This window comes from Modestobacter sp. NPDC049651 (assembly GCF_040659695.1).
Lineage (GTDB): Bacteria > Actinomycetota > Actinomycetes > Mycobacteriales > Geodermatophilaceae > Modestobacter.
Window position 1 is genome coordinate 112103 of the sequence record NZ_JBFAOG010000010.1, and the last position, 19843, is coordinate 131945.

The 19843-nt window shown below is 74.8% G+C and carries 21 protein-coding genes; 15 read left to right on the forward strand and 6 right to left on the reverse strand.

Annotation, left to right across the window (positions count from 1 at the left end; translation table 11 throughout):
• Positions 1–107 precede the first annotated feature (107 nt).
• Entirely contained in the window at positions 108–1490 is a 1383-nt protein-coding gene (locus AB0J00_RS15075; protein ID WP_357745852.1) for an aminomethyl transferase family protein, read from the forward strand.
• 53 nt (positions 1491–1543) lie between these two features.
• On the opposite strand, the gene AB0J00_RS15080 is transcribed toward AB0J00_RS15075, so the two are convergent.
• Both AB0J00_RS15080 and AB0J00_RS15085 read right to left on the reverse strand, forming a co-directional pair.
• Complete coding sequence (locus AB0J00_RS15080; protein ID WP_357745855.1) at positions 1544–2212, reverse strand: response regulator transcription factor; 669 nt, start codon at positions 2210–2212, stop codon at positions 1544–1546.
• Positions 2209–3747: a GAF domain-containing sensor histidine kinase gene (locus AB0J00_RS15085; RefSeq protein WP_357745858.1), complete on the reverse strand. Its 1539-nt coding sequence runs from the start codon at positions 3745–3747 to the stop codon at positions 2209–2211. The genes AB0J00_RS15080 and AB0J00_RS15085 overlap by 4 nt, the downstream gene beginning before the upstream one ends.
• A 373-nt stretch (positions 3748–4120) precedes the next feature.
• Between AB0J00_RS15085 and AB0J00_RS15090 the strand changes: the two genes are divergently transcribed.
• From AB0J00_RS15090 to AB0J00_RS15110, 5 genes are read left to right on the forward strand one after another with little or no spacing between them, the layout of a single operon-like run.
• A complete protein-coding gene (locus tag AB0J00_RS15090) occupies positions 4121–4879 on the forward strand; it encodes an ABC transporter ATP-binding protein (RefSeq protein WP_357745861.1) in 759 nt (252 codons plus the stop codon).
• A complete protein-coding gene (locus AB0J00_RS15095) occupies positions 4866–5576 on the forward strand; it encodes an ABC transporter ATP-binding protein (protein WP_357745863.1) in 711 nt (236 codons plus the stop codon). Before AB0J00_RS15090 ends, AB0J00_RS15095 begins: the two co-directional genes overlap by 14 nt.
• On the forward strand, positions 5577–6458 hold the full coding sequence (locus AB0J00_RS15100) for a branched-chain amino acid ABC transporter permease (RefSeq protein WP_357745866.1): 882 nt from the start codon (positions 5577–5579) through the stop codon (positions 6456–6458). It abuts the gene before it with no gap.
• Positions 6458–7501 (forward strand): branched-chain amino acid ABC transporter permease, encoded by a 1044-nt coding sequence (locus tag AB0J00_RS15105; RefSeq protein WP_357745869.1) that lies wholly within the window; start codon positions 6458–6460, stop codon positions 7499–7501. Before AB0J00_RS15100 ends, AB0J00_RS15105 begins: the two co-directional genes overlap by 1 nt.
• Positions 7502–7528: 27 nt before the next feature.
• Positions 7529–8788, forward strand: a complete 1260-nt coding sequence (locus tag AB0J00_RS15110; protein ID WP_357745872.1) for an ABC transporter substrate-binding protein — start codon at positions 7529–7531, stop codon at positions 8786–8788.
• 74 nt (positions 8789–8862) lie between these two features.
• On the opposite strand, the gene AB0J00_RS15115 is transcribed toward AB0J00_RS15110, so the two are convergent.
• Positions 8863–10086 (reverse strand): MFS transporter, encoded by a 1224-nt coding sequence (locus AB0J00_RS15115; RefSeq protein WP_357745875.1) that lies wholly within the window; start codon positions 10084–10086, stop codon positions 8863–8865.
• A gap of 93 nt (positions 10087–10179) precedes the next feature.
• Positions 10180–10473: a hypothetical protein gene (locus tag AB0J00_RS15120; RefSeq protein WP_357745878.1), complete on the reverse strand. Its 294-nt coding sequence runs from the start codon at positions 10471–10473 to the stop codon at positions 10180–10182.
• 75 nt (positions 10474–10548) lie between these two features.
• Here AB0J00_RS15120 and AB0J00_RS15125 point away from each other — a divergent pair, with 75 nt between their 5' ends.
• The 5 genes from AB0J00_RS15125 (at position 10549) to AB0J00_RS15145 (ending at position 15051) form a co-directional block, all read left to right on the forward strand.
• On the forward strand, positions 10549–11058 hold the full coding sequence (locus AB0J00_RS15125; protein WP_357745880.1) for an Lrp/AsnC family transcriptional regulator: 510 nt from the start codon (positions 10549–10551) through the stop codon (positions 11056–11058).
• A 137-nt stretch (positions 11059–11195) separates the two neighbouring features.
• Positions 11196–12365: a pyruvate dehydrogenase (acetyl-transferring) E1 component subunit alpha gene (gene pdhA, locus AB0J00_RS15130; protein WP_357745882.1), complete on the forward strand. Its 1170-nt coding sequence runs from the start codon at positions 11196–11198 to the stop codon at positions 12363–12365.
• Positions 12362–13393: an alpha-ketoacid dehydrogenase subunit beta gene (locus tag AB0J00_RS15135; protein ID WP_357745884.1), complete on the forward strand. Its 1032-nt coding sequence runs from the start codon at positions 12362–12364 to the stop codon at positions 13391–13393. The genes pdhA and AB0J00_RS15135 overlap by 4 nt, the downstream gene beginning before the upstream one ends.
• A gap of 1 nt (position 13394) precedes the next feature.
• Entirely contained in the window at positions 13395–14672 is a 1278-nt protein-coding gene (locus AB0J00_RS15140; RefSeq protein ID WP_357745887.1) for a dihydrolipoamide acetyltransferase family protein, read from the forward strand.
• A gap of 46 nt (positions 14673–14718) precedes the next feature.
• Positions 14719–15051, forward strand: a complete 333-nt coding sequence (locus tag AB0J00_RS15145) for a hypothetical protein (protein ID WP_357745889.1) — start codon at positions 14719–14721, stop codon at positions 15049–15051.
• Between the two features lie 18 nt (positions 15052–15069).
• Here AB0J00_RS15145 and AB0J00_RS15150 read toward each other — a convergent pair whose 3' ends face one another.
• A complete protein-coding gene (locus AB0J00_RS15150; protein WP_357745892.1) occupies positions 15070–15663 on the reverse strand; it encodes a TetR/AcrR family transcriptional regulator in 594 nt (197 codons plus the stop codon).
• Entirely contained in the window at positions 15660–16997 is a 1338-nt protein-coding gene (gene paaK / locus AB0J00_RS15155; RefSeq protein WP_357745895.1) for a phenylacetate--CoA ligase PaaK, read from the reverse strand. Before paaK ends, AB0J00_RS15150 begins: the two co-directional genes overlap by 4 nt.
• A 78-nt stretch (positions 16998–17075) precedes the next feature.
• Here paaK and paaA point away from each other — a divergent pair, with 78 nt between their 5' ends.
• From paaA to paaD, 4 genes are read left to right on the forward strand one after another with little or no spacing between them, the layout of a single operon-like run.
• The gene (gene paaA, locus AB0J00_RS15160; protein WP_357745898.1) at positions 17076–18089 is read left to right on the forward strand and encodes a 1,2-phenylacetyl-CoA epoxidase subunit PaaA; all 1014 of its coding nucleotides are present in this window, start codon (positions 17076–17078) and stop codon (positions 18087–18089) included.
• A complete protein-coding gene (gene paaB / locus AB0J00_RS15165) occupies positions 18086–18376 on the forward strand; it encodes a 1,2-phenylacetyl-CoA epoxidase subunit PaaB (RefSeq protein ID WP_357745901.1) in 291 nt (96 codons plus the stop codon). The genes paaA and paaB overlap by 4 nt, the downstream gene beginning before the upstream one ends.
• A 54-nt stretch (positions 18377–18430) precedes the next feature.
• Positions 18431–19339 (forward strand): 1,2-phenylacetyl-CoA epoxidase subunit PaaC, encoded by a 909-nt coding sequence (gene paaC / locus AB0J00_RS15170; protein ID WP_357745904.1) that lies wholly within the window; start codon positions 18431–18433, stop codon positions 19337–19339.
• Between the two features lie 5 nt (positions 19340–19344).
• The gene (gene paaD / locus AB0J00_RS15175; protein WP_357745907.1) at positions 19345–19839 is read left to right on the forward strand and encodes a 1,2-phenylacetyl-CoA epoxidase subunit PaaD; all 495 of its coding nucleotides are present in this window, start codon (positions 19345–19347) and stop codon (positions 19837–19839) included.
• Positions 19840–19843: the final 4 nt, after the last annotated feature.

Sequence of the window (19843 nt, forward strand, 5' to 3'; positions counted from 1 at the left end):
GCGCGACACCGCCGATCGCGAGTGGAGTCGAACGTGGCTTCCGCCACACGGGGCGGCGTTCCTAGCGTGACCACGACGCCCCGCCCCCGAGGAGAGGACCCTCCGCCGTGACCTCCCAGCCCGAGAGCACGCCCACCGAGACGCTCGCCCAGGCCATCGCCCGGGTCGGCGACCCGGTGCAGCTGCTGCGCAACCTGCCCACCCGCGCGCACACGTTCCCCGTGCAGCCGGAGTTCACCAACTGGCGCAGCGAGCAGCGGGCCTGGCTGGACAGCTGCGCGCTGCTCGACCAGTCGCACCACATGACCGACCTGTTCATCTCCGGCCCGGACGCGCTGCGGCTGCTCAGCGACGTCGGCGTGAACACCTTCGCGAACTTCGGCGTCGGCCGGGCCAAGCAGTTCATCGCGGTGAACCCGCAGGGCCAGCTGATCGGTGACGCGATCCTCTTCCACCTCGAGGACGAGCTGTTCGACCTGGTCGGCCACCCGTTCGTGCTCGACTGGGTGCAGTTCCACCTCGAGCGCGGCAGCTACGACGCCACCACCGAGCGCGACGACAACTCCGCCGTCCGCCGCTCCGGCCCGCCGCGCTTCTACCGCTACGAGCTGCAGGGCCCCACCTCACCGGCGCTGATGGAGGCCGTCACGGGCGGCCCGGTGCCGGAGACGAAGTTCTTCCAGATGGCCGAGTTCACCATCGCCGATCACCGGGTGCACGGGCTGCGCCACGGCATGGCCGGCCAGCCCGGGTTCGAGCTGTTCGGCCCGTGGGCCGACGGCGAGGACGTGCTGCAGGCGCTGCTCACCGCCGGCGCCGACCACGGGCTGGTGCGCGCCGGGGCGAAGGCGTACTCGACCGCCAACCTGGAGTCGGCGTGGGTGCCCGCGCCCTTCCCGGCGGTCCTGGGCGACGACCCGCTGCTGCAGGCCTACCGCGAGTGGCTGCCGCTGGAGTCCGTCGGCTCGCTCGGCGGCAGCAACGACCCGGCGGACGCCGACGGCTACGCCCTCACCCCCTACGACCTCGGCTACGGCCGCAGCGTGAAGTTCGACCACGACTTCGTCGGCCGGGAGGCGCTCGAGCGGATCGCCGAGGGACCGCACCGCACCAAGGTCACCCTGGTCTGGGACGCCGACGACGTCGCCGACGCCATCGGCTCGCTGTACCGGCCGGGCCCGGGCGCCAAGTTCATCGACCTGCCCAAGGCGCGGTACGCGACCCACCACGAGGACAAGGTGCTGCTGGACGGCCGCCAGGTGGGCCTGTCGCTGGACTGCGGCTACCTGGCCAACGAGCGGGTGATGGTCTCGCTGGCCACCGTGGACGCCGAGGTGGCGACGCCGGGCACGCAGGTGACGGTGCTCTGGGGCGAGCAGCCCAACACCGCCAAGCCGCAGGTCGAGGAGCACGTGCAGCGGGAGATCCGGGCCACCGTGGCACCGGCGCCGTTCACCGACTTCGCCCGCGAGGGCTACCGCCGCAACTGACCGCCCCCGGCCGGCGCCCCGCACGGGCGCCGGCCGGGCCGCTGCGGGACACCTCAGCCGCGGCCGGGCTCGACCAGCCCCTCCCGGACGGCGAGCAGCGCCGCCTGGGTGCGGGAGGCGACGCCCAGCTTCTGCAGCAGGTGGCTGACGTGCGTGCGGGCGGTGCGCTCGCTGATCCACAGCGCGTCCGCGATCTCCTGGTTCGACCGCCCCTCCCCCACCAGCACGAGCACCTCCCGCTCGCGGGCGGTGAGCCCGCCGACCCCGGCGTCCGGGGTGCGCATCCGCCGGGTGAGCTGCCGGGTCACCGCCGCGTCCAGGAACACCTCGTCGGCGACCGCCGCCCGCAGCGCCCCGTCGACCTCCGCCGGGCCGGCGTCCTTGAGCAGGTAGCCCGACGCCCCGGCGTCCAGCGCCGCCCGCACCCGCTCGCTCTCCCCGAAGCTGGTGAGCACCACGACCTTGACGTCGGGGAACCGGCGGCCGATCTCCGCGGTGGCCGCGACGCCGTCCATCCCGGGCATCACCAGGTCCATGAGGACGACGTCGGGCTGCTCGCCCGCCGCGGTGAGCTCCGCGAGCCGGACGAGCGCCGCGGCGCCGTCGTCGGCCTCACCGGCGACCTCCACGTCCTCCAGCGCCTCCAGGTAGGCCACCACCCCGCGGCGCAGCACGGCGTGGTCGTCGACGACCAGCACCCGCACGACCGGCGCGCCGGTCACCGGCTCGCCGTCCAGTGGTCGGCCGGCACCGTGCGCACCGGGACCGCCGCCGGCACCGCCAACCGGACCAGGGTGCCGCCACCCTCCCGCTGGTCCACCTGCACCACTCCTCCCCACCTCGCCGCGCGCTCGCGCATCGCGGTCATCCCGTGGCCGTGCCCGGCCGTGCCCGCGGCGGCCATCCCGCGCCCGTCGTCGGCGACCGTCGCCGTCACGCCCGGCCGGCCCGCGCCGGCCACCACGGTCACGCCGACGTCCACCCGGCTGCCGCCGGCGTGCTTCACGCTGTTGTGCACCGCCTCGGCGAGCACCCGGTAGACGTCCTCGACCAGGTCCGCGCCGAGCCGGTGGGCGACGTCCCCGGGGTCGTCGACGGTGAGCTCCACGGCCAGCCCGGTGCGGGCGCCGGTGGTCGCGCAGAACGAGCGCAGCGCGGCCGCCAGGCCCTGCCCCTCGGTGGCCACCGGGCGCAGCTCGACCACCATGCCCCGCAGGTCCTGCAGCACGGCCTCGGCGACGGCGGCGAGGTCGCCGGCCACCTCGGCCACCCGTTCCGGCGTCGGCGGCAGCCCGCGCTGCACCAGCACCCCGAGCGAGGTGGCCTGCATCATCATCGAGAACACCTGCTGGACGACCGAGTCGTGCAGGTCGCGCGCCAGCCGCTGCCGCTCCTCCCGGCGGGCGAGCTCCCCCTCCCGCTCGACCTGCTCGGCCTGGTCGACCGCGAGCGCCGCCTGCTCGGCCATGGTCACCAGGAACCCCAGCTCGGTGTCGCCGACGGTCTGGTCGGGGGCGAAGAAGGCGTTGAGCACCCCGACCGGCTCCCCGCGGATGACCAGCGGGACGCTGACGAACGTGTCCCACCGGGGGTGCCGCAGGAAGTCCCACAGCGGCTCCCAGGCCGGGTGCTGCGTCGACTCCTCGTAGCGGTGCGGCACGACCACCGGCTCCCCGGTGCGCAAGGCGTCCAGCATCCGCAGCCGTGCGCCGCGGTCCCGGGCCAGGACGAGCTTCTCGAAGAAGTCGGGTTCCCGGCCGAAGCCGGCCGCGCCGAGCACCTGCAGCCGCTCGCGGGCGGCGTCCAGCGTGAGCACCTGCACGCCGGCCAGCCCGTCGCTGCGCAGCACCTCGTGCGCCAGCACCTCCAGGGTCGACGACAGCGACCGCCGGGCGGCCACCTCGGCGGCGGCGCCGGCGATGGCGGCCAGCCGCCGCTGGTGCACCCGCTCGGCGGTGACGTCGCGGAAGCAGACCACCCACTCGGCGGCGCCGGGCACCGGGTCGACCACGTAGGCGAACTCGCGCCGCTCCCCCGGCGCCGGCTCCCAGCCGGTCACCAGCTCTCCTCCGTCGCCCCCACCGGGGCGGAAGGGAGAGCGGACGCCGGTGACCGGCGCACCGTCCAGCCCGCAGAGCGCCGCCGCGGCCGGGTTGGCCGCGAGGAACCGGCCGTCGGCGTCGACGACCGCGAGACCCGCGGAGCTGTGCACCGCCGCCCGCCGGGCCCAGTCGTCCGCGGGTGCACCGGGGCGCATCGGGTCTCCCTCCACCGGGACCGTCGTCGTCCCGGCTGGTCCGGTGCGGCCCGCCTGCCCGGGCGGCCGGCAGGATCCGCCACCGCCAGCAGGCTAGGCGCCCCGCCGGCCCGGAGCGGCGACGCGGGGGCCGTCCCGGGTCGCCCGGCCCGCTCCGGAAGGAGCTCCTGCGACAGATGACCCGATGTGGCACGGCCTTGGTCACGTCTCGCTAACAAGTCGTGCCCATGCTGTCCCTGCCCGGACGGCTGTGCGTACCTTCACGCGGACGCATCGCCGGGGGCACGCCCCTCTGGTCAACGACGACTGACGAGGCAGGATGGATCGAACGACTCACGCGGACGACACCGCTCCGGCACTGAGCGTGCGGGAGGTGACCCTCCGCTTCGGTGGCATCACCGTGCTCGACGGGATCTCGTTCGACGTGGCCCGCGGCACGATCCTGGGCCTGGTGGGCCCGAACGGCGCGGGGAAGACCTCGCTGTTCAACTGCATCAGCGGGCACTACCAGCCCAGCGGCGGCTCGATCCTGGTCGACGGCGCCGAGACGGTCCGGACCCCGGCCTGGCGCATGGCCGGGCACGGGCTGGCACGGACGTTCCAGCACCCGGCGCTCCGGCTGGACGCGACGGTGCTGGACAACGTCATGCTCGGTGCGCACTCGCAGCTGCCCGGTGGCCCCGTCTCGTGGTCGCTGCGCCTGCCGTCGACCCGCCGGGCCGAGCGCGAGACCCGGGCGACCGCGCGCGACCTGCTCGAGCGCACCGGGCTGGGCTGGGCCGCGGACCTGCCTGCCGACGAGCTGTCCCACGGCCTGCACAAGAACATCGAGCTGTGCCGCGCCCTGGTCTCCCGCCCCCGGCTGCTGCTGCTCGACGAGCCGGCCGCCGGGCTGTCGCACGGCGAGGTCGAGGCGTTCATCGAGACCGTCCGCTCCGTGCGCCGCGAGCTCGATCTCACGATCGTCATCGTCGAGCACCACATGGGGCTGATCTCGGCGCTGACCGACCACGTGGTCGTCCTCGACCACGGCGCGAAGCTCATGGAGGGCACGGCCGCCCAGGCCCAGTCCGACCCCCGCGTCATCGAGGCCTACCTGGGCAAGGAGGCGGTCGACGATGACGCTGCTTGAGCTGGAGGACGTCACCGCCTCCTACGGCCACGCGCAGGTGCTCCACGGGGTGTCCCTGACCCTCGAGGAGAACGGCGCCAGCGGTCTGCTCGGCGCCAACGGCGCCGGCAAGACGACCACGTTGCGCGCCATCAGCGGCACCGTCCGGACCACCGGGCGGATCCTGTTCGAGGGCCGCGACATCTCGGGCCTGGGCCCGGACCGGACGGCGCACCTCGGCATCGCGCACGTGCCGGAGGGCCGCGGCACCATCGGCCAGCTCAGCGTGCGGGACAACCTGCTGGTGGGCGCCTACCAGCGCCGCGACCGCAAGCAGATCGCCGCCGACATCGACTACTGCCTCGAGCTCTTCCCGAACCTCAAGAACCGGGTGCGGTCGAACGCCGCGGCGCTGTCCGGCGGCGAGCAGCAGATGCTCGCGGTGGCCCGGGCGTTCATGGCCAAGCCGCGGCTGATCCTGCTCGACGAGGCGTCGCTGGGGCTGGCCCCCAGCACCGCCCGCCGGGTCTACGACGCGATCGTGCGGCTCCGGCGCGAGGCGCAGGTGTCGATGCTGGTCGTCGAGCAGAACGCCAACCTGGCGTTCTCCGTGGTCGACCACGCCACGGTGCTCGAGACGGGCCGGGTCGCGCTCAGCGGCAGCCGGGAAGAGCTCATGGGCATGGACGCGGTCCGCCGCGCGTACCTGGGGGGTTAGGTGTCTCACTTCATCCAGGTCCTGGTGGACGGCCTGTCCAACGGGGCCATCTACGCCGCGCTCGCACTCGCGATCGTGCTGGTCTACCGCTCCACCGGTCTGATCAACTTCGCGCAGGGCGGCATGGCCGTCCTGGCGACCTTCGCGGCGTACGCGCTGGTGCGCGCCGGCACGCCGGTCGTCCTGGCGCTGCTCGTGGCGATCGCCTGCGGGTTCGTCCTCGGCGGCCTGCTCGAGCGCGGGGTCATGCGGCGGTTCGAGGGCGGTGACCCGGACACCGCGGTGGTCGCGACCATCGCGCTGCTCGTGCTGCTCACCGGCATCTCGGCGCTGTTCTTCGGCTACGAGCCGCACCCGTTCCCGTCGCTGTTCCCCAACCGGACCCTCCAGCTGGGCGGGGTGTTCATCAGCCTGCGGTCGATCGGCACCATCGCGGTGCTGCTCGTGGTGATGGTGGCGCTGCAGGTGCTCTTCCGGGCCACCAAGCTCGGACTGGCGCTGCGGGCCGTCGCGGACAACCCGAACTCCTCGGCGCTGTCGGGCCTCCCGGTCAGCCGCCTGCTCATGATCGGCTGGGGGCTGGCCGCCGCGCTGGGCGCCATCGCCGGGGTGCTCGTGGCCCCGCAGCTGTTCATCAGCCCCGGGATGCTCGACTTCATCCTCGTCTACGCGCTCGCCGCGGCGATCCTCGGCGGCCTGGACTCCCCGGTCGGCGCGGTCGTCGCCGCCCTGTTCATCGGGGTCATCGAGAACCTGGCCGGCGCGTACGTCGACTTCATCGGCGACGACCTCAAGATCGCGGTGCCGTTCATCGCCGTGGTCGTGATCCTCGTCGTCCGGCCGCAGGGCCTCTTCGGCCGGAAGGTCACGGTGCGCGTCTGATGACCAAGCTCCTCGAGTCCCGGTGGGTGCGCCTCGGTGCGCTGGCGGCGGTGGTCGTCGTGCTCGTCGTCTTCCCGCTGGTGTCCACCCCGTACAGCAACTACCAGCTGTCGCTGATCGCCGTCTTCGCCGTGGCGCTGCTCGGCCTCAACGTCGTCATGGGCTACACCGGCCAGGTGTCGCTCGGGCAGAGCGCCTTCCTCGGCCTCGGCGCCTACATCGCCGCGTACGGCGTGCTGCACGGCTGGCCGCTGCTGCTGTCGCTGGTGCTGTGCGCGCTGATCCCCGCCGTCGTCGGGATGCTCGTCGCGCTCGCCGCGGCCCGGCTGCGCGGCCTGGCGCTGGCGATGATCACCATCGCCCTGCCCATCGTCGGTGTGCCCCTCGCCCGCCGGTTCGACGGCTTCACCGGCGGGTCCCAGGGCCAGGTCGTCACCTTCCTCGAGGCGCCGGGCTGGAGCGGCCTCGCGGACGACCAGTGGCGCGCCTACGTCGTGCTGGTGATCGCCGGCATCGCGTTCGCGCTGGTCCGCAACCTCGTGCGGGGGCGCATCGGCCGGGCGTTCGGCATCGTCAAGGAGAACGAGGCGGTGGCCCTGTCCATGGGCGTCTCGCCGTACCGCACCAAGGTGCTGGCGTTCACGATCGCCTCGCTGCTGGGCGGGGTGTCCGGCTTCATGTACCTCGCCGTGGTGCAGTACACCTCGCCGGAGACGCTCACCTTCGCCACCTCGATCAACCTGGTCGCCGCCATGGTGATCGGCGGCTCGGCGAGCATCGTCGGCACCGCGCTCGGCGCGCTGTACTACGTGCTCGTCCCCGTGCTGGCCGGTCAGGTGAACTCCTCGCGCACCGCCCTCATCTCCGGCGTGATCCTGCTGGCCGTGCTCTTCGTGCTGCCGGCCGGGCTCGCCTCGCTGCCGCGCCGGCTCGCGCGGCTCACCACGTCCGGTCGTCGCCGCTCCGGCACGACGGCCGGTTCCCAAGCTCCTGACGACGCGGCGTCTCGCGCCGCCGCGCCGTCCGGCGCCCCCACCGAGTAGCACCCGCAGACCAGGAAAGGCAGTTCAATGACGAACACCGTGAGCAAGGCCAGGTCGACCAGCGTGGTCGCCGCTGTCGGGATAGCCGCGCTGCTCGTGTCCGGTTGCGGCCGCGGGGACTCCGGCTCGGACGGCGGCGGCAGCAGCGCGAGCCCCGGCATCACCGACGACTCGATCAGCCTCGGCACCAGCAGCCCGCTCAGCGGCCCCACGGCCGGCCCGGGGTCCTGCTCGGTCGCCGGGCTGGACTCCTACATCGAGGCGAAGAACGCCGACGGCGGCTTCAAGTTCGGTGACGGGAAGACCCGCAAGGTCGACTTCAAGTACCTCGACGACGTCTACGACCCGGCCAAGGCCGTGTCGAACTTCCGGCAGCTCGTCAACGACGGGATCTTCGGCTACATCGGGGCCCTCGGCACGCCGACCAACGCGGCCGTGCAGCCCATCGCGGAGCAGCAGAAGGTGCCGCAGGTGCTGCTGATGACCGGCGCCCGCCAGTTCTCGGAGGACCAGGAGAAGCACCCCTGGACCACCGGCTTCGTGCCGACCTACACGGCCGAGGGGCGCGCCTTCGGTGAGCTGCTGGCCAAGTCCGGCCAGCCGCTGACCGTGGCGACGCTGGCCCAGAACGACGACTTCGGCGAGAGCTACCTCGACGGCCTCAACGAGGCCATCAAGGGCAGCCAGGTCAAGGTCGTCAAGTCCGCCACGTACGAGCCGACCGACACGACCTTGGACAGCCAGGTGACCGAGCTGGCGTCCAGCAAGGCGGACGTGCTGCTCAGCGCGGTCTCGGTGACGCCGCTGCAGGTGGGCGTGCTCACCAAGGCGCAGTCGCTGGGCTGGCTGCCGCGCATCTTCGTGCCGTCGAACACCTCGACGCCGGCCACCATCCTGCAGCCCGGCGGCGCCGCGGCCTACCCCGCGGTCTACACGCCGTCGTTCGCCAAGACCCCGAGCTCCCCGGCGTTCGCCAACGACGAGGACGTCAAGGCCTACAACGCGGCCTTCCAGCAGTACGGCAGCAAGATCGCCAAGGGGTACACCCCGCACTGCGCGTGGAGCTACGCCGAGGGCGCGGTGCTCGAGCAGGCCTTCACGAAGATGAAGGAGCCCACCCGGGACTCGTTCATGGACGCGCTGAAGTCGATCAAGGACTTCAAGGCGCCGCTGCTGCTCGACGGCATCACGGTCGACACGACCAAGAAGGACGACGCGGCCATCTCGAAGGTCACGCTCGTCCAGTACGACGGTGCCGCCGCCTTCAAGCCGGTCAGCGCCTACTGATCACCCCCGGTCGGGGCACGGGCCTCCCGTGCCCCGACCGGTCGTCTCCTGCTCCGCACCGCAACGCGCCCCGGTCACCGCGACCGGGGCGCGCTGCGTTCCGGGAGGGGCACCGCCGCCGGCGGGCGCTCCCACGACCGGTAGGCCACCCCGCCGAGGACGCCGAGCGCGGCCAGGGCGCACAGCACGGCCGGCGGCGCCGTCCAGCCGGCCGCGGCGCCGCCGGTGGCCACGACCAGCGGCGGGACCAGCAGCTGGCCGATGCCCGACCCCTGCATCAGCAGCCCGACGGACGCCCCGGCCGCACCGGTGCCCGCCGTCATCGTGGCCACGCCGCTGAACGCTGCCGAGGGCACCAGCCCGGAGACGGCGGAGAACAGCACGGCGGCGGTGATCCGCGCGGCCAGCGGCAGCGCCGGGTCCAGCACGGCCCACACCGTCACCCCCATGGCCAGGCTGCCGACCACCACGAGCCGCCAGCGGGCCACCCCGCGGTGCTGCAGCCACGCCCCGAGCACGTTCCCCGGGGCGTTGACCAGGAAGACGATCCCGGTGACCACACCCGCGGCGGTCGCCGACAGGCCGCCGTCGTCGACCAGGACGCCGGGGAAGAGCCCGACGACGGCGAGGTACTGCCCGGCGTACACCCCGAACACGCCGGCCAGGCACAGGACGCCCGGCGTGCGCAGCGCCCGCACCAGGCCGTCCGCGCGGGGCCGGGCCCCGGCCGTGTCGCCGGGCACGCACAGGCCGATCGCCACCAGTGCCAGCGCGGCGGCCAGCGCGTCCAGCAGCCAGGTGGTGCGCCAGCCGAGCCCGGCGATGCCCACCGGCACGAGCAGCGCGGCCAGCCCGGACCCCACCGGCATGTAGGCACCCCAGGCACCGACCACCAGCCGGCGCTGCCCGGGGGCGGAGACGGCCGGCAGCAGCCCGGGCGCGGCCAGCACGACGAGCACGAAGCCGAGCCCCTCGAGCACCCGGTCGGCCAGCAGCCAGGCCGTCGAGTCGACGGCTGCGCCGGCGAGCTGCGCGACCAGCAGCACCCCGAGGCCGGCCTGGACCTGGCGGCGGAAGCCGACCGCCTGCCCCGTCCAGCCGAGCACGGCACCCAGCACCGCGCCCAGGGCGCTCATCACCGAGAGGAACCAGGCCCCGGCCGCCGCGCTCAGCCCGAAGTCGTCCGCCAGCACCGGCAGCGCCGCGGCGCCCTTGCCGATCTGGGCCGCGGCGACGACCCCGGCGGTCATGAGGCTCAGCACCGCGGCCCACCGGGTGCGGTCGCTGCGATCGGTCACGTGGTCTCCCCCGGCTCCGCGGGGCTCGTCCCCGGCTGGGAGCCACGCTCGCCACCCGCCGCGCCGCCCGCAAGGCCGGTTCCGGCGGGCGGGTCAGGGGCGCGGGTTCGTCCGGGTCCAGCCCCGCTCGTCCCGCCGGCCGCCGAGCCCGGCCCGGCAGCGGCGGCAGACGTCGGCCACCTCGTCGGCGTGCCGCCCCGATTCCGGCTGCACGTCCGCCCAGCTGGTGTGCGGGAACCGGACCAGTCCCGACCTGCTCAGCGACAGCCCGCACACCGTCTCGTTGCGGCCGGGCTCCCAGCCGTGCACCTCCCCCGCCGGCCGGCGGATCCCGTCCGGGTCGGTCCACCGGCCGCTGGCCGCCACCGCCGCGTTCCGCACGCCCATGCGCACGTCCCTACCCGGGGGGAGGGCGCCCGCACCGCGGGCCGCGCGGCGAGCGGCGTGGGTCACACTGCTGCCGTGACCGACCAGCCCCCGACCGCCGCGCGTCCGGGCACCCCGCCCCCCGGCCTCGACGACGTCGACCGGCGGATCGTCGCGGCGCTGCGCGCCGACGCGCGGCTGTCGGTGCGGGCGCTGGCCGAGCAGGTGCACGCGTCGCGGGCAGCCGTGCACGCCCGGGTGCAGCGGCTGGAGCGCGACGGGGTGATCACCGGCTACGCGGCCCGGGTCGAGCCGGCCCGGCTGGGGCTCTCGGTCACCGCGTTCGTCAACCTGCGCATCGCCCAGCACACCTGGAAGGACGTCCGCCAGCGGATCAGCGCCATCCCCGAGGTCTGGCACGCGGCGCTGGTCTCCGGCGACCACGACCTGGTGCTGCTGGTCCGGGCCGCGGACGCGGGCGCGCTGCGCGACCTGGTGCTCAACACGCTGCAGGCCATCCCGGGCGTGCGGGCGACCCAGACGGTGCTGGTGCTGGACGAGGTGGGAGATCCGCTCGCCGGACAGCCGGTCGCCGCGCCGCGCTGAGCGACGCCGTCCGTCCGGCGCGCCACCGCCCGGACGGACACCGCCGGCCGCTCGTCCGGGACCTCTCCGCCGGTCTGGACGGAAGATCATCGCGGTCGCAGAGTGTGTGACACAGGTCGCACTGCTCGGAGGTCGCCATGGCCGCTCCCCCGGTCCCCCACCCGCACGACCACGCCCACGACCACGACCGGCACATGGCCGCGGAGCTGGCCGGCCCGCCCGGCTGGGACCTGCTGCCCACCGCCACCCCGCTGCAGCTGGTCGACCCGGCCGGCACGCAGGTCGGGTCGACGCTGCCGATGCCGGCCGGCGACGTGCTGGCCGACCTGCACCGGCGGATGGTGCTGGGCCGCCGCTTCGACACCCAGGCGACGGCGCTGACCCGGCAGGGCCGGCTGGCGGTGTACCCGTCCTCGCGCGGGCAGGAGGCCTGCCAGGTGGGCGCGGTGACGGCGCTGCGCCCCCAGGACTGGCTGTTCCCCACCTACCGGGACTCGGTCGCCGTGGTCAGCCGCGGCGTCGACCCGCTCGACGTCCTCAGGCTGTTCCGCGGCGACTGGCACTGCGGCTTCGACCCCCACGACCGGCGGGTCGCCCCGCAGTGCACCCCGCTGGCCACCAACACGCTGCACGCCGTCGGCCTGGCGCACGCCGCGCGGCTGCAGGGTCAGGACACCGTCGCGCTGGTGCTGCTCGGCGACGGGGCCACCAGCGAGGGCGACACGTCCGAGGCCCTCAACTGCGCCGGCGTCTGGTCCGCGCCGGTGGTGTTCCTGGTGCAGAACAACGGCTACGCGATCAGCGTGCCGCTGGCCAAGCAGACCGCGGCGCCGTCGCTGGCGCACCGGGGCGTCGGCTTCGGCGTCCCGGCGGTGCTGGTCGACGGCAACGACGCGGCCGCGGTGCACGCCGTCGTCGCCGGGGCGGTCGCCCGGGCCGCGGCCGGCGGTGGGCCGACGCTGGTCGAGGCGCTCACCTACCGGATGGAGCCGCACACCAACGCCGACGACGCCGCCCGCTACCGCAGCGCCGAGGAGGTCGCCGCCTGGGCCGACCGCGACCCGGTCGACCGGCTGGAGCGGCTGCTCACCGCCCGGGGCCTGCTCGACGACGACCGGCGGACCGCGCTGGCCGCCGAGGCCGAGCAGCTCGCCGAGCGGGTGCGGGCGGGCATGTCCGCCGACACCGAGCCCGATCCGCTCGAGCTGTTCGACCACGTCTACGCCGAGCCCACCGCGCAGCTGCGGGCGCAGCGGGAGCTGCTGGCCGAGGAGCTCGCCGACGCGGCCCCCGGGGGTGGGCGGTGACCACCACCCTGCCGGCGGCCGGCGCTGCGCCGGTCACGATGGCCGGTGCGCTCAACCGGGCGCTGGCCGACGCGCTGGCCGCCGAGGACCGGGTGGTCGTCTTCGGCGAGGACGTCGGCACCCTCGGCGGCGTCTTCCGGGTCACCGACGGGCTGGCCGCCCGGTTCGGCGACCGGCGGGTGTTCGACACGCCGCTGGCGGAGAGCGCGATCGTCGGGACGGCGATCGGCATGGCGATGAACGGCCTGCGCCCGGTGGTGGAGATGCAGTTCGACGCCTTCGCCTACCCGGCGTTCGAGCAGGTCACCAGCCACCTGGCCAAGATGCGCAACCGCACCCGCGGCGCGGTGGCGCTGCCGGTGGTCGTGCGCGTGCCCTACGGCGGCGGCATCGGCGGCGTCGAGCACCACTCCGACTCCTCCGAGGCCTACTACACGCACACCCCGGGCCTGCGGGTCGTCACCCCGGCCACCCCCGCCGACGCCTACGCGCTGCTGCGGGCGGCGGTCGACTGCCCCGACCCGGTGGTGTTCCTGGAGCCCAAGCGCCGCTACTGGGCCAAGGAGACGGCCGTGCTGGGCGCCGACCCGCTGCCGATCGACCGCGCCGTGGTCCGCCGGCCCGGCGCCGACGTCACCCTGATCACCTACGGCGGCACGGTCGCCACCGCCCTCGAGGCGGCCGACGCCGCCGTCGAGGAGGGGTGGGACGTCGAGGTCGTGGACCTGCGCTCGCTGGCGCCGTTCGACGACGAGACGGTGACCGCGTCGGTGCGCCGCACCGGCCGCGCGGTGGTCGTGCACGAGGCGCAGGGCTTCGGCGGCTACGGCGCGGAGGTCGCCGCCCGGGTCACCGAGCAGTGCTTCCACTCCCTCGCCGCGCCGGTGCTGCGGGTCACCGGCCTGGACGTGCCCTACCCGGCGCCGCGGCTGGAGCAGCACCACCTGCCGACCGTCGACCGGGTGCTCGACGCGATCGCCCGGCTCCAGTGGGACGACGAGGTCGACCCGCCGCGGAAGGAGCACTGACGTGCCGGTCTTCCTGCTCCCCGACCTCGGCGAGGGGCTCACCGAGGCGGTCGTCGTGACCTGGCTGGTCGAGGACGGGGACACCGTCGCGGTCGACCAGCCGGTCGTCGAGGTGGAGACGGCGAAGGCGGCGGTCGAGGTGCCGGTGCCCTTCGCCGGCGTGGTCACCCGGCGGCACGGTGCGCCCGGCGAGGCAGTGGCCGTGGGAGCCCCGCTGATCGAGGTCCAGCCGACCGGGTTCGCCGAGCCAGGCGTCACCACGCCCGCCCCGGCCCAGGACGACCCGGCCGACGCGGGCTCGGGGAACGTGCTGATCGGCTACGGCACGTCGTCCGCGCCGCCCCGGCGGGCCGGCCGGCGGCGGGGACGCCGGCCGGTGCCGGAGCACGCGGCGGCCGTGCCGTCCCCCGCACCCACCGCCGTCGCGGTCATCTCGCCGATCGTGCGGCGGCTGGCCCGCGCCGAGGGCCTGGACCTGCGGCAGCTGACCGGCAGCGGGTACGGCGGCACGATCACCCGCCGGGACGTCGAGGCCGCGCTCGCCGCCCGCACCGCCCCCGTGCCCGCCGCACCGGCACCGGACGACCGGCCCGGCGTCCGGCGCGTCCCGCTGACCGGGGTGCGCCGGGCGACCGCGGAGAAGCTCAGCCGGTCCCGGCGGGAGATCCCCGAGGCGACCGTGTGGGTGGACGTCGACGCCACCGACCTGCTCGCCGCGCGGGCCGCGCTGAACGCCCGCGACCCCGCCCGGCCGGTGGGGCTGCTCGCGCTGCTCGCCCGGTTCGCGCTGGTCGGCCTGGCCCGGTACCCCGAGCTCAACGGCCGGGTCGAGCAGGACGCGATCGTGCTGCCCGACGCCGTCCACCTGGGCTTCGCCGCGCAGACCGACCGCGGGCTGGTCGTGCCGTTGGTCCGGGACGCGCACCGGCTGACCACCCGGGAGCTGTCCGCGGCGCTGGCCGAGCGCACCGCCCGCGCCCGCGAGGGCCGGCTCGCGCCCGCCGACCTGACCGGCGGCACGTTCACGGTGAACAACTACGGCGTGTTCGGCGTCGACGGGTCGGCGGCGATCATCAACCACCCGGAGGTGGCGATCCTGGGCATCGGCCGCATCGTGCCGCGGCCGTGGGTGGTCGACGGGCAGCTCGCCGTCCGGTCGGTGGCCCAGCTCAGCCTGGCCTTCGACCACCGGGCCTGCGACGGCGGCACGGCGGGCGGGTTCCTGCGGTCGGTCGCCGACTGCGTCGAGCAGCCGGTCACCGCCCTCGGCGACCTCTGACCCGGCCCGCTTGTCGGGTGGTGCGCGGCGGTGCCAGGCTGGCGGGATGGCTGCCGTTCCCACGGGCCCGCCGTTCGACCAGTTCCGCGCGGCCGCCGAGGCCGTCAGCCGGGTGCGCCCGGACGTCGACCCCGAGCTGGCCCGCGAGGTGTTCGACGAGGCCGCCACCCGGGTGCACAACGGCCTCGTGCTCGACGGGCTGGACGAGCACGACGCCGGGACCGTCATCGCGGGGATGTGCGCCGACCTGGTGGCCATCGACCCCGGTGCCGCGCTGCGCGCCCGCGCCGCCGCCGTTCCTCACGACCCCGGCGACCTGCACGACCCGGCCGCGGTCGCCGCCTCCTACCTGGTCGCCGTCCAGGTGCTGGAGCTCTGAGCGGAGGGCTCGCAGTCCTCAGCGGGTGCGGAGCCCGGCGAAGGCGACGGTGACCAGCGCGTCGGCGAGCGCGTCAGCGGACAGCTCCCCGCCCGGGCGGTACCACTCGGTGAGCGAGTTGACGGTGCCGAACAGCAGCCGGCTGGTGACGGCGGGGTCGACGTCCGGGCGCACGTCGCCCTCCTCCTCCGCGGCGCGCACCAGCCCGGTGACCACCCGGTCGAACTCGCGCCGCCGCCGCAGCGCCGCCCGCTCGACCTCGGAGTTGCCGCGCACCCGCAGCAGCAGGGTGACGAAGGGCAGCCGCTCGGTGAGCACCCGCACCGAACCGCGGACGACGTGCTCCAGCCGGTCGATCGCCGGGCCGGTCGTCGCACCGGGCTCCTCGGTGACCGCGAACAGCCCGTCCAGCGCCCGGTCCAGCGCCAGCCGCAGCAGCTCCACCTTGCTGGGCACGTGGTGGTAGATCGCCGACTTGGTCACGCCGAGCCGCCCGGCGAGCTCGTCCATGCTGGTGGCGTCGTAGCCGCGCTCGTTGAAGACCGCGACGGCGACCTCCAGCAGCGAGTCCACCGAGTGCCCGGGCCGCCCCCGCCGCACCGTGCTCGTCACGGCCGCTGCCGGTTGTCCGTCATGCGCTGCAGCTTGCCGACCGACCGCGGCAGCGTGTCCGGGTCGACGACGAGCACCTCGATCGTCGTCCCCACCGTGTCCTTGACCGCGCGGGCGACCTCGGCGGCGGCCGGCGCCCGCCGGTCGGCCGGGCAGTCCGGGCGCGCCTCGATGCGGCACACCAGGTGGTCCATCCGCTGCCGGGTGGTGAGCTCGAGCGCGAAGTGCGGCGACAGGCCGGGGGTGCGCAGCACGACCTCCTCGATCTGCGTGGGGAACAGGTTGACCCCGCGCAGGATGATCATGTCGTCGGTGCGGCCGGTGACCTTCTGCATCCGCCGCATCGCCGGCCGGGCGGTGCCGGGCAGCAGCCGGGTGAGGTCGCGGGTGCGGTACCGGACCACCGGCATCGCCTCCTTGGTCAGCGAGGTGAACACCAGCTCACCCTCCTCGCCGTCCGGCAGGACCTCGCCGGTGACCGGGTCGACGACCTCCGGGTAGAAGTGGTCCTCCCAGACGTGCAGGCCGTCCTTGGTCTCCCCGCACTCCTGCGCGACGCCGGGGCCCATCACCTCCGACAGCCCGTAGACGTCGACGGCGTGCAGCCCGGCGCGCTCCTCGATCTCCTGCCGCAGCTGCTCGGTCCACGGCTCCGCGCCGAAGATGCCGATCTCCAGGCTGGTCGAGCGCGGGTCGATGCCCTGTGCCTCCATCTCGTCGAGCACGGTGAGCATGTAGGACGGCGTGACCATGATGATCCGGGGCCGGAAGTCGGTGATCAGCTGCACCTGCCGCGGGGTCATCCCGCCCGACACCGGGACGACGGTGCAGCCCAGCGCCTCCGCTCCGGCGTGCGCGCCGAGCCCGCCGGTGAACAGGCCGTACCCGTAGGCGTTGTGCAGCAGGTCGCCGGGCCGCCCGCCCGCCGCGCGGATCGAGCGGGCCATCAGCGCCGCCCAGGTGCGCAGGTCGGCATCGGTGTAGCCGACCACCGTGGGCTTCCCGGTGGTACCCGACGACGCGTGCACGCGGCGCACCTGCTCGCGCGGGACGGCGAACATCCCGAACGGGTACTCCGCGCGCAGGTCGGCCTTGCTGGTCAGCGGGAACCGGCCCAGGTCGGCGAGGTCCCGGACGTCGTCGGGGTGGACGCCGGCCGCGTCGAAGGCCCGGCGGTGGTGCGGGACGTGCTCGTAGGCGCGCCGCAACGTCGTCCGCAGCCGGTCCAGCTGCAGCGTGCGCAGCTCGTCGAGTCCCATCCGTTCGGCCGGGTCGAGGGTGTCCGGGGCCGGCGTCTCGCCGAGCCGCCGGGTGCGCGCACCGGTCGTCGTCATCGCTGCCCCCTGCTTGTGTCCGGGATCACCCCGAGGCAGACTATTACCGACCGCTCGGTCAGTAAATGGAGGAGCGAGATGACCGCGCCCACCGCGCCCCCCGCTGTGCCCGACGAGACCGCCGTGCCCGACCAGACCGCTGTGCTCGACGAGACAGCCCTGCAGCAGCACTTCGACGCCACGATCGCCGCCGGGCACCGGGTCGAGCCGCGCGACTGGATGCCGGAGGGGTACCGGAAGACGCTGGTCCGGCAGATCGCGCAGCACGCGCACTCGGAGATCATCGGCATGCAGCCCGAGGGCGACTGGCTGCTGGCCGCGCCGAGCCTGCGCCGCAAGGCCGTGCTGCTGGCCAAGGTGCAGGACGAGGCCGGGCACGGCATGTACCTGTACTCGGCGGCGGAGACGCTCGGCGTCGACCGCGCGGACCTCACCGACAAGCTCATCGAGGGCCGGCAGAAGTACAGCTCGATCTTCAACTACCCGACGCTCAGCTACGCCGACGTCGGGGTGATCGGCTGGCTGGTCGACGGCGCGGCGATCTGCAACCAGGTGCCGCTGTGCCGCTCCTCCTACGGTCCGTACGCCCGGGCGATGATCCGGATCTGCAAGGAGGAGTCGTTCCACCAGCGGCAGGGCTACGAGCTGCTGCTGACGATGATGGGCGGCACCGACGCGCAGCGGGCGATGGTGCAGGACGCCGTCGACCGGTGGTGGTGGCCGTCGCTGATGATGTTCGGCCCGCCCGACACCGACAGCCCGAACTCCGCGCAGTCGATGGCCTGGGGCATCAAGCGGCACAGCAACGACGAGCTGCGCCAGCGGTTCGTCGACATGTCCGTGCCGCAGGCGCAGGCGCTCGGCGTCACGCTGCCCGACCCGGACCTCAGCTGGGACGCCGACGCCGGCCACTGGCGGTTCGGCCCCGTCGACTGGGACGAGCTCAAGCGGGTCATCTCCGGCGGCGGCCCGTGCAACGCCGAGCGGATCGCCCGCCGCCGCGCGGCCCGCGACGGCAACGCGTGGGTGACCGAGGCGGCCAGCGCCTACGCCGCGAAGCACGCCGCCGAGCACGCGGGAGAGCACGCGTGACCGCGCGGCGGGACTGGCCGCTGTACGAGGTGTTCGTGCGCGGCAAGCGCGGGCTCAACCACGTGCACGTCGGCTCGCTGCACGCCCCGGACGACGAGATGGCCGTGCACGCCGCCCGCGACCTCTACACCCGGCGCAACGAGGGCGTGAGCATCTGGGTGGTGCGGGCCGCGCACATCACCGCGTCGTCCCCGGACGAGAAGGACCCGATGTTCGCCCCCAGCGGCGACAAGGTCTACCGCCACCCGACGTTCTACGACCTGCCCGAGGACGTCCCCCACATGTGAGCGGAGTGGATCCGTCGGCGTCAGCGCGACCGATCCACTCCGACAGGAGGCACCGTGCACGAAGAGACGGTCTACGACGCGCTGACCGGTGCGCCCGGGGACGCCGGGCAGTGGGCGTTCGGTACCGGCTTCGACGAGCCGCTGGCCGGTGTCGACACCACCGTGCCCGAGGGCGTCGACCCCGCCGACCTGGGCGCGTACTGCCTGATGCTCGGCGACGACGCGCTCGTGCTCGCCCAGCGGCTGACCGAGTGGACCACCGCCGCCCCGGAGCTGGAGGAGGAGGTGGCGATCGGCAACACCGCGCTGGACCTGCTCGGCCAGGCGCGGCTGCTGCTGGCCCGCGCCGGCTCCGTCGGGGTGCTCGGGCGCTCGCGCGAGCGGGCGACGGCGACCATCCCGGACGAGGACGCGCTGGCGTACTTCCGCGACCCCGACGAGTTCCGCTGCACCGGGCTGGTCGTCGCGGCGAACGGCGACTTCGCGCAGACGGTGGTCCGGCTGCTGGTGGCCGCGACCGTGCGGCTGGCGGTCTTCACCCGGCTGCGGACGTCGCGCGACCCGGTGCTGGCCGCGATCGCCGGCAAGGGCGTGCACGAGCTGGCCTACCACCGCGACCACGCCGCCCGCTGGGTGCTGCGGCTGGGCGACGGCACGGCGGAGTCGCACCGCCGCGCGCAGGCCGGCGCGGACGCCGTCTGGCCGCTGCTCGCCGACCTGTTCACCGCCACCGACGTCGAGCGCCGGCTGGCCGCGGCCGGGGTGGCGGTCGACCCCGCCGACGTCCGGGACGAGGTGCGGTCGGTGCTCACCCAGGTGCTGGACCAGGCCACGCTCCGGGTGCCGGCGTGGCCCGCCGACACACCCCCGCGCGGCCGGGCGGGCGTACACGGTGCGGAGCTGACCGCGCTGCTCGCGACCCTGCAGGGGCTCGCGCGGGAGCACCCGGCGGCGACCTGGTGACCGGCGTGCTGCCCGACCCCCGCGCGGTCGCGGAGACCGTCACCGACCCCGAGCTGCCGGTGCTCACCCTCGCCGACCTCGGGGTGCTGCGCGACGTCCGCACCGAGGACGCCACGGTCGTCGTCGAGATCACGCCCACGTACACCGGCTGCCCGGCGATGGGCGTCATGCGCGCCGACCTGGTGCACGCGCTGCACCGGGCCGGGTTCGCCGACGTCGACGTGCGCACCGTCCTCTCCCCCGCCTGGTCCACCGACTGGATCAGCGCCGCGGGCCGCGCCAAGCTCGCCGCGGCCGGCATCGCCCCGCCCGGCCGCGCCCCGGTGCGCACCGCGGGGCCGGTGCCGCTGCAGCTGGGCCCACCCCGGCGGACGGCGTCCTGCCCGGTCTGCGGCTCGCCGGACACCGAGCAGACCAGCGAGTTCGGGCCGACCGCCTGCACGGCGCTGCGCCGGTGCCGGGCGTGCGGGGAGCCGTTCGAGCACGTGAAGGAGGTCTGAGCAG